We start from the raw sequence: 14,047 nt of genomic DNA, 5'->3' as shown, positions 1-14,047 counted from the left end.
CCGGGACATGCCGCCAAGTTTGTGACGATAGCTTTCGCGTCATGACTTCAGATGAAACCTGCGGTCGGTGGTAGTCACGGGAAAGTATCCTCCCAGCAGCCGGTCTCGCGGGTCGAATGTCGGACTCGTACCAATCGGGGAGATGAGAACGCGTGTTCTGAATGGTTCTCTTGTTATTGACCTGACCATTCCGAACAAGACCTGCCTTGTAGATGTGCCGCGCTCGTAGTGGACAAATCGACTCGTGCTGCTCAGGCAAAACCATGGGTCATATGGAAACTCTACTAATACATCTCGCGTCAGTGCCCTCGCAATCATCGCTGAATCACCATTTCCCTCGAACTGGTCGACTGGGCTATAGTAGAAGTCTGCCTTTACGGATATAAAATCTCCGTTCATAACCAATTCTGTCAGAAGCTCCGGTTCGTCCAGATAAGGTGTAATGTCGAGAACGGCTCTATTTCTTGCCAACAGTTCAATTACCTGAGTGATGTAGGCGGCGAGATAAATTTGCTTGCTGCCGCTTACAAAGTATCCTCCATTTTGACGAGGTGCTTGCCAGCTCTCGTCGATGAAATGTCCTTGCGCGTTCAAAATTCCAAATTCGGTCAATTTCTCGCGTGCCAAGCTAGTTGGAAAATCGGGAAGCTCAAGCGTACTCTGAAGAACGCGGCGAAAGTTCACCCAATCCCAGCGGACCTCGTAAATTCGCCTTTCCGCGGACTCGAGAATCCATCGCTCAATGGATACACAAGCCTCCTCCCATTTCCTTTTGTAATTTATTATGCGCTCGGACGTCAAATTTTGCTCAAGTTCGAAATTGGCATGAGCTTTTGAGTGGTGTGCTATACACAGTACGGCAAGATTTGAGGCATCGTGATTTTTCGAAATGCTATATTTTTCGATATGATGAACCACAACTCCAAGCCCCCGTTTTCTGCAAACGCAGCATAGCTCAAGATTGCTCGCGAGCACCTGCCGCAGCGTTTTCTCCGGTACAGGTAGGCGTCGCTTCTTCAATGACGAGACTACCGATTCGGGCATGCCAAACTGCTTCAGCTTCAGTGGGGCCAGATTACGTAATTCTTCCACCGAGTAGCGAGCAGATAGGTTTGCAGCGACTCGTGTGTCACATCCGATGCCAACGAGATAGTGAAATGTCGCGGCGGAGGTTTGCAAGGCAGAAGTGATTTTCATATGGCTTGATATGTTTATATATGCGACATTAAGTATCGAATTGGCGCAAGCGAGGTTGTGGCGAATCTCGAAATATTGTCTGATTTTCACATAAATTTCTAAATAAGGCGCGGTAAGACGGTCGCTTTATCGAGACCTATGCATCAAAAATCTACGGGAAATCCATGCGAGAATTCCAGTTCATTACGGGAGCAAGCACCATGGAAACCGCGCAGATGAACGAACTGACACTGGACAAGGCCACTGCGGGCCGGCTGCGACGGATGCTCGCCCGGGGCGCGGTGAATGGCGGAACCGCGCGTAGGATGGGGCCAACTGGCACAGTCGCTGCGGCGCAAGCATTTCTCGCCGGCCTGAATCTGGAAACGTTCGTCGTCGATTCCGAGCATGCGTTCCGCTGCCAGCTCGACAAGCACACACTTAAATTGCAGGCCGCTCTGCCTAAAGTCGACGGGCACGGCCAGTATTGGGGCGCCGCGCGCAAGTTCCTCAACATCTTTCTACGCCATTGCGCCTACAATCGGTACATCTGCGCTGAGTATGGACTCGACCGTCTTCTGCAGTGGTTAGAGCTGCCCCTTGACAGAGATGCAGCCAAAGGGCTGAAGGCGGCTGAAAAGGAGAGGGCGCCAAACATTAGGTCGAAACTGCCCTACTGGGCAGGCGTGATTCATCTCACGCCTGCCCAGAGCGACTTGTTCCAATCATTCGCGAAGCAGACTGCTACCACCAAGAACCTGTACCGAGTGCATCTGGACATACTCTATTGGAACGCTGAGCCCGAAAACAAGTGATGCTGCGGAGCTTGTCCGGTGCCTAAGTGCCTCGGTGCCTAGCGTGTGCGGGACTGAGTGTTCAATACTTGTGTGAGTACAGAACTGTTCAGGTCAGTGCGATAGTTTGCTTGTATTCGGGCGGGTAGAAGAGCAAATCGTTCATCCGTTAGGGAACGCCGGGGAACCTAGCGCATATCTGCGCGGACCGACACTTCAATGAAGGGCTGCATGAAAAAATCTCGAAAGATGCGCTCCGGCGCCGGCCGACGCCGTCGAGGAGACGCATCATCCCAACCGGCGGCCGCCCCAAATACGGTTCCGTCGACTGGCATGGACCGTGCGACCTCCGTAATAAGATTTCTCTACAAGCGAGCGAAAGCAATTGTCAGCATGAGTGTATTGACCGCCGCAGCGATGGCAGCGGTACACTTTCTGCAAGGTCAAGTAATAGTTTCCTTCTCGAAATCACTTCCGTCCGGCTACGAGTTTACGGCCGAGAACGACAGCTCAATTTCTCAAAGAATAGAGACCTTGCGCATTATGCCGAAGCTCGGCTCGCAAGCGCTCTTCGTCACGACCTCCGAAACGTACCTTCACGAAACAAGCCATGGTGCTGAGCTGCCGTACGGCAACACGTCGATGGTTCCCGCGGCGGACTTTCACGATATGGACGGGCAGATTCTACGCCCCAAGCAACGCATTACATTTCGTGTCCCGCCGCTTGTCGATTGGAATAAGCTCAAACCAGAAGCTAGCCTCGTCGACGTCAGATATCAAACCCAGCCGACAAACGTTTTGCTCGGATGGACTGCAAAGGTGGCGGAAGGATTAACGCTCATGAGGCTTCGTTTCGCGAACACATATATCGTTATCGACGACTATTGGACGCCCACAAATTCGAGTGGCATCAAGGCCGCATTAGCACATGCGTGTTCGGAAAATGTGTCGCTGCGCAAAAGTCCAGTATGCGAGTGAGTAGCGCGTAGAAGAAATCGCGATTGGCCGCGAATCGCGGCTTAGATTTAGGGAACAAAACTCGGATGGGACGCAGTGAAGGAGGTGGTGGCTGGCGAAGCGTTCTACCGACGTAGGCACCCCAATGTCTCGTTCGAAAAAGTCTGCGTCACAAATCAGTTCTTCAATGCGCAGGCGAAGGAAAACGCGCATTTGAACTCTGTCGAGTTGGTTGACCAGAAGCATCTCGGTGAGTCCCGACGTCAGCTCATAAGGAAATGTGTTTCGATAAGAAAATTTTATGCGTCATCGCTCTCTGTTCAGCTGTCGGAATCCATATACCGTTCTGCAGCGCATTCGTGCATGCCCGCCGAGTCATCGAGCCGCCGGGCAGGAGGGCCGCCCAACCCATCTGGTTGGCTTCGGTGACACGACGCAATGCCGCTTGCGTGAACGGGGGCTGAATCCACCGGCAGCGCGCAGGGGATAGCCGAGACTGCGGGGATTAGCGTCTGAGACATCGGCAACGGGATGGCGAAGCTAGCGTCCCGGAGGGCGCATACAGGCTGGCGGGCGAGGCGGCTCCATACCGGTGACATACGGGTGGCGATGCTGAGTGGAAGGCTTTCCCGGGCATATGCCGCAGGGAGGGCTGGGCTCAGCCTCACCACCCAGCGACTCAAACCCAGGGATATGCTTAGGGCTGAGCCTTTGGATGCGCGCCGGATATTCCGGAACTGCTGCTGAGCCAGCTCGCTAGTGTTCCGGTGCAGCCCAGACTCCTGGAAGCGCTGTAGCGGAAACGTCGAGGTCGATGTCGAGCGGGTAGTGCCGAAGCAACCGTACAGCGAATGCTTCGATTTCACTACGGTTAGCGACGTGGTCGGAAGAGGCGAGCAACTTCAGGAACTCGCGCGTCTCAATGACGGTTTTCGTACGTTCATATGGGGTCGTCATCATCAGCTCCATCAAGAAGGCGTTCAGTGACGTCGGTGTATGACGTCACCTCGTTCAGTTCGCACCATCTTTTCCAGATGTACTCGCCGTCGAGTGACCAGCCTTTCTTGCCGACCAGTTCGTAAATGCGTCCCGATTGAGTCACCCCCTGCAAGGTGACCCGGTCGAACGTCACAATCTGAGAGCTGACTCGTCCCGACGAGTCCAGCATGTCTACGCCAACAAAATGTCGGCTTGCGTTCTGCGTTTCGAATATGCGCCATCGAGATAACAGAATCGTGGGCAATTCGGACGTTGGCCGTGGTTTCCAGATGGGCATCGCAGTCTCCTGGTGGTGGGAAATCACATCCTTCTGCTCAGTTACTTGGTCCGGGCGGCACTACGTGAGAGTCGACCGACGTCCCGAACGGCGCGTACGTCGCCGATTGATGCGCACTGTCGGTTCGACGTATCGCTTTCTCATAGCGCCAACGATGCAGGAACAAACAGGTCGTGCCCGGCTCTTGCGCCGATAACGGCCAACCGGCCGAGGTCGGCGATACGAATCAGCGCGCCCCGCATTGCGCCATCAGGAAGCCGTTTCGCGCCGACCAGTTCGACGCGGGGCAGCAGGCGCGACAACGCTGACGACGTCGTGCCCATGGCACGCGCCAGGTCTGCCAGCGGGACATAGGCCTGCCTGAACGCCAGCAACTGGTGCGGTAGCACGACGTGGCAAGGTTGGCCGCGTCGTTGAATCGAAACGGACGCCAGTAACCCTTCGTCTACCCAGTGCTGAATGGACTCCCATTTCCAACCGGTCGCTTTCGCGAGCTGCTGAATCGACATGCCGGCCTCGAGCAGCGGCGTGCCGAAATACTGCGACACGTCCCCCCTCAGGAAGGACATTTCGCCCAGTGTCCGACCATGCGCGACGGCTTTCACGTCGCCGTTTGCGATGGCCTGCATCAGCGATTCAATTGCTCGTCGGTCACCCATACGCCGACTGGTCAGCTCCGCCCATGTGAGCGTCGAATCTTCAGCCAGTGCATCTGGTTCAGCCCACCGCTCCGCACGCTCATATAAATCCGCGATGGACTGACGCTCGACCGGACCGCCCTTCATCAGGTCTTCGCGCCAGCGGACGTCCGAACGGATTACGCCGGCAGCTTTCATGCGTTCGAGGACGATGGGTGGAACGGCCGCCAGTTCACAGGCGTCGACATCGGAAATCCAACCGGCGCGTTGTCGCTGGATACGCTCAACTTCAGCGCATGGAATTTCGAACAGCTGGCCACGCGTGCCAGTGCGCCGTGCACGGTGCTCGCACTCGCCATCGAGAATGGATTCATGCAAACGTGAAACGCTGACGCCAATGGCCTTCGCGGCATCTGGTGCGCGCATGTATCCAGTCGCATCCTCGGCCATTGCTTTGGCCGAATCCAGGCCCAGGACGCAATCGGACTTCTGGGCAGCGACATCGATGATGATTTGCAGCAGGGGCTCGAGCGTCGTGCCCTGGCACACCTTGCGCAGACTGATGTACCAGTCGCCGAGCAAGGTGTTCAGTGTGCGGGCATCCTTGCGACCGGCGGCAATGCGCTGCTCGACGTGATTCCGAAAACCGGTTGGCCAGTCGGTCAACAAGGGTTCGAGCGGCGAGAGGAATTCGACCGCGTCGGTGACGAATTTCGGCAATGCCGCGCCGCGCGGCAACCCGGGGCGCGTCGGGTCCGTATATTGGCAGAGAGTACGAATGACCTTCACCAACACATTGATGTCCACGCCGTGCAGGGGCGGCTTCACGCTGCCAGCCTGCTGCCCGTTGCTCGCAATCAGCGTCGACAGCCACTGCTGCGCCCGGGTCGCCGGCACACGCGGCAGGCTGCTCAGGTCATGGCCGCACGAGCACAATCCAATGTAGAGCCGCTCCGGCGAAAGGTGCTTCCCGCACGCGTTGCACTGGTCGACCAGCAGGATTCTATGGTGCGGACATGCGGTGACATAAGCGTGTTCCCAGTGATGTCGCAGGTAAGGCGATTCAGCCAGACACCCCGGACACACGGCGTCAGACTGAGCACGGTGCAGACGTCCCCAATCCCGGGTGAGGTTTTCCTGCTGCTTGGTGAATTCGGTCCATGCCGGCTCCAGGCCGAGGTTACGCGCTACGTCATCCGTGCGAGTGAGCAAGGCGCGGCGATTGCGCTCGATACCCGCCGTACTTGCCAGGTCGCGCCAGTTGAAAAGGGCATTGTCGGCGGAGAGACGCCGGTAATACCCCATCCCGGATTCGTCGTCCCGGGGGGCATAGGTGAGAACTAGGCTCATTGCTTATCTCCTGACTTTTTTCGAACCGGTACGGACGTCGCGTTGCTCATCAGAACGTGAACGTATGCCTGTTTCAGGGCCGCCGGGTCCACGCCCGGGCCATCGATTCCCGAATCCTGGAAAGCCGGTCTGTGCGGTGACCCAGCGTGGCTAACGTATTCAGTTGCCCTCTGGCAGTCTGCGTATGTAATGGCGCGCGGTGCTTCGTTCGCCTTCAGACTGGCCAGCTCGCGCATGAAGTCAGCGAGTACCCCAATCAGACCCCCGGTGAGCAGATAGCTCTGCTGCGTCAGCACGCGTGGGGGCACGTCAATCGGATAGCCCGCCGCCGAGAACAGGCGCGCATAATTCACAACGCACGAGATGTAGGCTGCCATCTGGTCAGCGATGCTTGCGTCGTACGGAAGGAAATTGCGAGCAGGGCAAGCACGACGACGCAGCTGTTCATTTGCTGAAAAAAGTCGTTCGAGTCGCGGAATGCCGAAGAGAATCAGCGTCATGTCGAGCGTGTCCGCCAGGGTCTTGAGCCAGTCGCTGGCTGCGCGCGGAGGCACCCGTGACCCTTCATCTACGAGGTGCGATATCTCGTCAAAAATCACGACACGTGTGCCAGCCAGACGAAGCTGCGTCACCATCAAGTCGAACATCGCGCCCGCCGTCATGCTGCCTGGAACCTGGATGCCCAAAGCACGCAGCACACTTTTAGGAAGCAGTTTGGCCGTTGCGGATTGGGGCACCTCAACAACTAGGACGGGCACATGGCGCCGTCCATCGATGCGGTTTTCAGGGTAGTCGCGAGACAGGTTGGCGATGAGCGAGGATTTGCCCACACCGCTCGGACCAGGAACCCGAACGACTTTGGGCGCAAAGCCAGTAAGGGCGTCATCGATGCGCCGTTTGAGCGCAGTGAGGTGCTCCACAAACATGGGATGCGGAAGTTCGCAGGCCTCAATGTCTCTGCGCAGTTGTTGAGCTGGCGTCACAGCAGTTTCTCTCCGGTGTTTCTGTTTACGATGTGCATTAAAGGCGCGTTGTCGTACGAGACGGCGTCGGGCTGAAGGTCTTCCGCCGGCAACGACTGATTGGTCGAAGGTGCAGGCCCGAACGGCGCTGTCGCTGAAAGCGGCCGGTCGATGGCCCTCTGGACAGCCGAGTCGTCTTTGGCGCGGCGCACGGTTTCCTTGTTTTCCTCGCGCTTACCGCGGGTTCTGCGCTTATCGGCTTTCCGGTTTCCGGTGACCGCCTCGTCCATGTCACGCTCGAATTGGACCTTTTCGTCCGGGACCGTCCAGTTAGCCATGCCCGAATCGAATCGCGCTTTGGCTTCAGCAAAGGTCCACGCCGGCGTGTCCTCACGAACGTGTTCGTGCGTCAGCGTGACGAGCGGAAGGTCATCTCCCTCGTACACGTATGCCTGGCGGAAGTCGTCGGGGTTGTAGACTACGTGCAGCTGCGAGTGGTCGCCGTACTTGGCCAGCAGATACGACATGGCTTTGCCGCGGTACCTGAATCCATGCTCAAGCGTGATGCCAGTCTTGGCGCTCAACACGCACATCTTGTTTTCAAAGAGTGCAGCCATCCATTCATGACGCGCCGGCGGCATGGTGATGGGTTGTCCCATTTCTTCGGTCTGGTAGGTCAGGCGCTCAAGCGGCGTCTTTCCCTTGACCGAATCGACCAGCAGTTCATCCCAACGCAGCCGGTCGAGCGGGGTGTTGACCCAGACCTCATATAGCCACCTGACAATCCATTTCTCGAACGCGTCGAGGGTCATCAAGTCGTCGCCTAGCGCCTCCGGGTCGCGCACGCCATCCTTTCCTTCAAAGCGCGTGCAGCCCGAGAGAAGCTGCAATGCCTCCTTGAGCGCTCTGTTCAGGCGCTCGATGAATGGTTTGCCTTGAGCTTCCTTTGCTTTGCAGTGCTTGACATCCATTCCAAGCCGCTCAAGGCGGACGATTCGTCCGCCCTTGGTCTCCGGACCATTATCAAAAATGACCAGTACGGGCGTGCCATAAATGTTCAGCGCATGAGCGATACCAAGCTCCTTGAAGCGGGCTGCCTTGGCAGGCGTCAGATACATCTCAAGGCACACCAGCGAATCCATCTCGCGCGGCGAACCGATGACGAGGTGCCATCCCACTGGATATCCGGTGCAGACATCAATTGCGAGCACCAGATAGATGGTCCGGGCGATGCCATGGGGCGTACGAACGACGAATGGCAGGTGGAGAGCATCCTGCTCAATCCGTGCGAACGGGAACGCTGCCCGTATACGTTGCTTCGCGAACGACTTGCCGGCGACCCGGCTTAGCGGGTCCATCCGGTCGTATTCGGCATCGACGGTCAGGTCATGAATCCTGGCGCACACGAACTTCCGGCTGATAGCGTGCCTGGCAACATGCAGGCCACGACGACGAGCTTCACGGTTGATGTATCTAGTCAGGTCGAGGACAGTCCACCCGGATTCCGTGACCAGAAATCGGTCCTGGATGACCTCTTCGACAAATTCGACGAGGTCTTTTGAATATCTGGCCGTCGCATTGCCCTTATTTTTGTCACCCTTGAGAACTGGTAGGCCTAGCAGTTGATTCATGTGAGCCCGGTACAGGGTTGCTCGCGACGGAAACGGGCAGACAAGCGGTTTATCCCCGTTTTCCATCTGATAGGCTTCACGGGCCAGAGGTATCGCTGCGTTAAACGACAAACCTCGCTGCTTCCGGATGGCATCAATACGCCTCAGTGTGTCGTTCAGCAGGCGGACCTTACTGTGCAATTCCGGATTGTCGTATTGGGCGGCAATGCTGACGCGCGGCATTCCCTTTCGATGCAGGACCAGACCGCCTTCCGAAATCTGGGCGCGGATGTCGTCGTATTTGACATAGCGGGCCTCGCATTTCTCGGCATCGAAGAGCTGGATGGAGCCGGCATGCAGGCGAGCGTCTATCACCTCGAAGCAGCTGTCCGCTTTCCCGGGCAGCGCCAACTTGTCTCCAGCGCGCAGGTCGGACATCATGGCCGCAGCTCCTCAATCAAACAGAGGTGGCCCAGGTCGCCATATGCGGCCGACAGTTCCAGCGTGGCGCAGATGTGGTGATGCGCCAGGTCTGCCTGCAGCACACCAGTGGCTAGCAGTTGAGGAATCAGGCCCGTCGGAATATCGAGGTCGGCACACAGCGCGCGCTGCAGCACCGGGCCGGCTTCGCAATAGCGTTCGACCCGGTCGATGATGTCCGGTGTCAGGTATTCGTGGGCCCGAGCTATTGCCGGCTTCAACAGTTGGGCGTTGACGACGACCGGGTGCCGTTCATCCGCGGGCACGACCACCGTGGAGAGCGGATAGCAGTACGCCTCCATGATTTCCTGGGCCCGCGCGACCTTGGCCCAATACCGGTCGTCGCCCTCGAAGCCCTGAAGTTTTACTTCATACGCGCGCTGTAGGCCATCGGCCTGAACGGTGGCGAAGTCTGGCGTGTACTCGGCCTCCCCGGTGCGACCACCACGCATCCTGCGCGCTTCGGACAGTTCCTCGCGCGTGAACAGCAGCCGTTCACCGACCAGGTCGACGGTAAACGGTTGCTGCTTGAACGAACGTACGCGTGGGTCGACGCACAGCATGTGCGCTACCAGGCGCTCCGCGTCGGATTCGACGGTAATGTGGCCGTCGGCCTTTTCGGCATAAGTGCCGATTCGGGCCTTACCGTACGTCCGGGCGGTGAGCCGGACACCGGCATTCGCGGCGCCCCGGCGACTACGGACGCCAAAGGATGGTGCGCTTCTCATTTCGCACCTCCGACTGGCACGTGCAATCGGCTGCTCGTCCGGGATGCCGCTGCGGTCCGTCGGGCCGGTGAGCTGGGGTGTAAAGAATTTGTCAGCATTCTGTCCTCGCAATATTGGCTTGCTAAGGACGTGTAGCTCTGCCGGTTTGGTATCAGTCGTATACGACCGAAAATTGCCGTGAGAGAATTCCAGCCCCGGAAACACCCAGGCGCGAGCCACGTCGAGAGGGAACGATGGAAGAACTGCCGCACAACCGTGTCCGGCTGCCCGGCCAGCCCTACGAGCAGTGGGAAGAAGAAGCGAAGGGGCTGATAGAAGAGGGGATGGTGCGGCTCAAAATCGGCTACAAGCAGCTTTCGCGGATGCTCGAGGAGCTGGGAATCGAGGAATCGCCCGACCAGATAAACCGCAAGGTGAACCGCAAGCGGTTCTCGGGGGCATTCCTGCTCGCCTGCTTGTGCGCCATGGGTGTGGAGACCATTTCGCTCAAAAAGGAACTGAGCAATGCGAAGGCGAAGTAGGCGGTAGGTCGCCCACTTCGACGGATTCGTCCATAGCCAGACCTGTTTCATTGCCGGGCTCCCGCGTCGTACCCTCTCATAAATAGGGGGCCGGACCGCGCGGGCGGTCGACAGATGAATATAGGCACGTTCGCGGCACTACGCGCCGGCGTTGCACCGGCGTGGGTTTACCACGGTAGGCAATGGTCAGGAGATTTTCAAGCTGGCCAGAATTCCACTGGCTGGGCGCAAGCGACTGGCGCTACCGCCGAACCAGCATACGGACGCCTGACGCTAAACTTTAAATTCCAAGGATTGGGCGCGAGCGACGCTGTCACCAGACCGAATGCTCAGTTTGCCCTTAGATAGTCTTGGAGACTCGGCCCTATGTCCTCTGGAACTTCAAGATTTGCTGGCATGTCCGGAAATGCTGGGCTGCCCGGTGTCCAAAACTCGACCGATTCAGGATGCTCGTCAAAAAAATCCGGGTCGGTCGTGACACTAATGAGGGGAGCGCCGGGCTCACTCCAGAAGACCTCCTTGCTGCTCACGCGCTGTGCTTCGCTACCATCCGGAAGCATGGGGGCACGGTCAAGCAACAACCCTAGCTCATCCAGGCCATAAGGCGCGGGCGCACGCTCCGACATCTCCAGTGCTGCCTCCAGCACCTCATCTAGACTGAACGCGTCGGCAGGCGGCTGTGAAACGGCCTGGTGCAACTGGCTGACCAAGTTCGCTCGTGCCTGTTCTCGGTGGTCGGGGCTGGCCAACGCAACTTCGGCAATCCTCGCAGGCATTGTCGCGAGAATGGGCTGCAAGGGTCCCACAATTGAAGTGAAGAGATTGATGCGCGTGCGCAGCGCACGGTAGACGTCCGTTTCCACGGTGTCTTCGTACATCAGGTTGACCACCGCGATGCGTGGAAAGGCTTGCCCCAGACGGTCGACACGCCCGATGCGCTGCTCGATGCGCATCGGATTCCAAGGACAATCGAAATTGATGAGTGCACCGCAAAATTGGAAGTTCAGACCTTCCGCAGCGGCATCTGTGCACACTAGCACCTGTGCGTCCTGTGCCTTGAAGCGCCGCTTTGTTTCCTCACGTGTTAACGTCTTCCATTGACCATCGGGCTGAAGCCACTCACCCCCACGGCCTGAATAACACAGCACGGAGAAGCCCTCAGTTTTCAGGAAGTCGCGCAAGTAGTCGAGCGTGTCAGTGTATTGCGTAAAGACAATCGCCTGCGGATACGCTGGCAGTAATGAATGGTCCATTGCGTGGTAGCTACCGCTTTGCAGAGCACGTAGCACCTCGGCCAGGCGTTTTGCCTTGGTATCCACTGGCAGGCGCCTCACCTGGGCGAGCAGGTCCGCGATGTCCGTCTGCTCTTCGAGCTGCAAGGCCGCTTCCTTTTGCAGGTCGACCACTTCATCGTCAACAGCATCCCCCGTCTCGTCGACGTCGTCTTCTGCGTCCTCGCTCGAACGCAGTTCGTCGAAAGGCAGGCGTGCTTGCCCTTTCACGAAGGCGAGGCGCTCTTCCAACGTTCGACGTAGCGCGTAGAAGCTTGACGCAAGGCGTTTGCGGTAGATGGTCATCACGAAACCTACAGCCGTGCGCTTATTAGCCTGGGCGTTGTTGTAGGTTGTCGATATATAGGACTCGAGTGCGCTGTACACCTGCGCCTCTTCATTGGTCACGTCGAGAAACTCGTCGACAACTTCACGCGAGGCAATTGGTGTCCCGAGCATGCCCCGGCGGTGGTACTCGCGCAGCAGGTCACGCGTGTGACGCGACACCAACCCCGCCACGGGCGTGTACGCCCGCATGATGCCCACTGCGCTACGTCGCTCCTCGGCGGACAGCTGACGCCGTGGTGTGGCGGCCGATTCGCGTAGCGAGCGCAGGATGCGCTTGGCCTTGAGGGCGCTGTTGCCCGGAGCACGGCGCTGGGCTGCTTCGAGTCGGACTTCGCCGAACGCAGTCTCAGCGGCACGAAACAGGCCGGCGAGAAACTCGAAATCGTCATGCGAAGGGTTCTCATTACCGACCTTGCGAAAAAACTCCAGGAAGGCGGTGCGGCTCCACTCCTGTGGCATCGCCAGTAGCGCGAGCAAATCCCACACCTCTACCGGATGCACCTGCATCGGCGTCGCCGTTAGCAACAATAGCGCCTGCGTGCGGGCCTGTAGGCGTTGCATGAGCTGCAACAACAGGTTGGGGGGGCCTTCCTGTGTTCCACCGGGGCTCTTGCGTCGTGCGTGGTGCGCTTCGTCGAGCACGACGAGGTCCCATGGCTCGGCGACGTCCAGAAGTTCGCGTTGACGGTCACGACGGCGCATCAGATGACTGGATGCGATGACGAACGGCTCGTGATGCCACTCGTCGCGCGACACATCCTTCTCGGCATGCCCGCGCATCATCGGCGATGGATACCAGGTCAGCCGCTTGCCGTCGTAGATGGGCCAGTTGAGGTTGAACTTCTCGCGCAATTCAATCTGCCACTGCGTCATGACGGCCTTCGGCGCGAGCACGAGAATGCGCTTCGCTCTCCCCGAGAGCCAAGCGAAGCGCAGCAGCAAACCTGCTTCGATGGTCTTGCCCAGCCCTACCTCGTCCGCAATCAGAAGGCGCGGTGGCCAGTGGTCCAGCATGCGCTGGAAGGCGCGCACCTGATGCGGCCATGGCGTAATCGCGCTGGTCGCCTCGGCGATTCGCTCACCACCGGGCAGTCGGGGCGTCGCCCAGATAGTTTGCCAGATGTCACGGCGGCGTTCTTCGACGGACGGCAGTTTGACAGTAGGAGTCTGGCGCGGTGGCTCGCCTTCTGTTGAAGAAGCATCCGTGCCTTGCTGACGCGCGCGCTTCAGACGCTCGGGCTCCTCCTCTCCTGACGGCAAGAAACGCAGCACGTTTTCACGAACGGCAGACGGTACATCCATCACCACCGCACGTTTGGCCTTGTCTGCCCACAAGCGCGCGAAGCTACGCTCCTCCTCCTCAACATGCTTCACGTCGCCGTCCCAGTCACAGAAGACGTGGAAGCTCTCCCAATTGTGCAGCCACCCGTAGGCCGTCTCGTTGACACTACCCGCGAAAGCCAGGCGGCTCCCGGTCTTGTCTTCGATGATGCCGGCCTTCTCGTGAAAGATGGCTTGGCTGCTCACCGGGTTACGATGCGCATCGCAGGGCACGGCTACTTTGATTTCGAGGTGGCCGCGTGCCACCATCCAGGCCAGCAAAGCCAGTGCTTCCTGCTCACGAACGGACTCGCCACGCACTGGCATGGCCAACAGCTTGGCTTCCACCGTATCGCGCAAGGTTTGACCGCGTTCGATGGCGTTGACTTCCGCTTCGTCCAGCGTGCAACCCACCACCATGCGCATGCGCCCGTTGTTAAGCACCAGGCCCTCGATGCCGCGCGCCGCAATCGCCAGCGCCGTGGCTGTGAAGTAGCCAGTCGTGCGGTCGTAGCGCTGCGCGCACGATAAGGCATGCACGTAGAACTGCTCGATGAGCGAGCCGTCGTCATGGTCGTACTTGCTCTGCCAAGCAAGGTCTGTCAGCAAGGGCATG

The 14,047-nt window shown here is 58.5% G+C and carries 11 protein-coding genes; 3 read left to right on the top strand and 8 right to left on the bottom strand.

From position 1 onward, the window contains the following. Positions 1 to 39: 39 nt before the first annotated feature. Positions 40 to 1,287 carry an HNH endonuclease signature motif containing protein gene (locus APZ15_RS40725; RefSeq protein ID WP_138143299.1) on the bottom strand — a complete coding sequence of 416 codons (1,248 nt, stop codon included), beginning with the start codon at positions 1,285 to 1,287 and terminating at the stop codon, positions 40 to 42. 110 nt (positions 1,288 to 1,397) lie between these two features. Here APZ15_RS40725 and APZ15_RS03940 point away from each other — a divergent pair, with 110 nt between their 5' ends. Both APZ15_RS03940 and APZ15_RS40720 read left to right on the top strand, forming a co-directional pair. Continuing rightward, a complete protein-coding gene (locus tag APZ15_RS03940; protein ID WP_138143298.1) occupies positions 1,398 to 1,991 on the top strand; it encodes a hypothetical protein in 594 nt (197 codons plus the stop codon). 372 nt (positions 1,992 to 2,363) lie between these two features. Further along, positions 2,364 to 2,948, top strand: coding sequence for a hypothetical protein (locus APZ15_RS40720; RefSeq protein ID WP_138143297.1), 585 nt, complete (start codon positions 2,364 to 2,366; stop codon positions 2,946 to 2,948). Positions 2,949 to 3,683: 735 nt separating this feature from the next. Here the strand turns inward: APZ15_RS40720 and APZ15_RS42585 are convergent. The 6 genes from APZ15_RS42585 to APZ15_RS03915 form a co-directional block, all read right to left on the bottom strand. Further along, complete coding sequence (locus APZ15_RS42585) at positions 3,684 to 3,884, bottom strand: BPSL0761 family protein (protein WP_080982193.1); 201 nt, start codon at positions 3,882 to 3,884, stop codon at positions 3,684 to 3,686. Beyond that, positions 3,868 to 4,203: a hypothetical protein gene (locus APZ15_RS03935; RefSeq protein WP_027788785.1), complete on the bottom strand. Its 336-nt coding sequence runs from the start codon at positions 4,201 to 4,203 to the stop codon at positions 3,868 to 3,870. The genes APZ15_RS42585 and APZ15_RS03935 overlap by 17 nt, the downstream gene beginning before the upstream one ends. Before the next feature lie 140 nt (positions 4,204 to 4,343). Continuing rightward, positions 4,344 to 6,191, bottom strand: a complete 1,848-nt coding sequence (locus APZ15_RS03930; RefSeq protein ID WP_027788786.1) for a TniQ family protein — start codon at positions 6,189 to 6,191, stop codon at positions 4,344 to 4,346. Further along, positions 6,188 to 7,174 carry a TniB family NTP-binding protein gene (locus tag APZ15_RS03925; protein WP_034195835.1) on the bottom strand — a complete coding sequence of 329 codons (987 nt, stop codon included), beginning with the start codon at positions 7,172 to 7,174 and terminating at the stop codon, positions 6,188 to 6,190. Before APZ15_RS03925 ends, APZ15_RS03930 begins: the two co-directional genes overlap by 4 nt. Beyond that, the gene (locus tag APZ15_RS03920; protein WP_027788788.1) at positions 7,171 to 9,204 is read right to left on the bottom strand and encodes an integrase catalytic domain-containing protein; all 2,034 of its coding nucleotides are present in this window, start codon (positions 9,202 to 9,204) and stop codon (positions 7,171 to 7,173) included. Before APZ15_RS03920 ends, APZ15_RS03925 begins: the two co-directional genes overlap by 4 nt. Next, positions 9,201 to 9,971 (bottom strand): hypothetical protein, encoded by a 771-nt coding sequence (locus tag APZ15_RS03915; RefSeq protein ID WP_027788789.1) that lies wholly within the window; start codon positions 9,969 to 9,971, stop codon positions 9,201 to 9,203. The genes APZ15_RS03920 and APZ15_RS03915 overlap by 4 nt, the downstream gene beginning before the upstream one ends. 233 nt (positions 9,972 to 10,204) lie before the next feature. Here APZ15_RS03915 and APZ15_RS03910 point away from each other — a divergent pair, with 233 nt between their 5' ends. After that, a complete protein-coding gene (locus APZ15_RS03910) occupies positions 10,205 to 10,492 on the top strand; it encodes a DUF6471 domain-containing protein (protein ID WP_049098586.1) in 288 nt (95 codons plus the stop codon). Positions 10,493 to 10,821: 329 nt separating this feature from the next. Here APZ15_RS03910 and APZ15_RS03905 read toward each other — a convergent pair whose 3' ends face one another. Continuing rightward, the gene (locus APZ15_RS03905; RefSeq protein WP_080982192.1) at positions 10,822 to 14,046 is read right to left on the bottom strand and encodes a DEAD/DEAH box helicase; all 3,225 of its coding nucleotides are present in this window, start codon (positions 14,044 to 14,046) and stop codon (positions 10,822 to 10,824) included. Between the last annotated feature and the right edge of the window lies 1 nt (position 14,047).

The sequence above is a fragment of the Burkholderia cepacia ATCC 25416 genome, assembly GCF_001411495.1.
Classification (GTDB): Bacteria; Pseudomonadota; Gammaproteobacteria; order Burkholderiales; family Burkholderiaceae; genus Burkholderia; species Burkholderia cepacia.
This window is presented reverse-complemented; position numbering and strand designations above follow the sequence as displayed.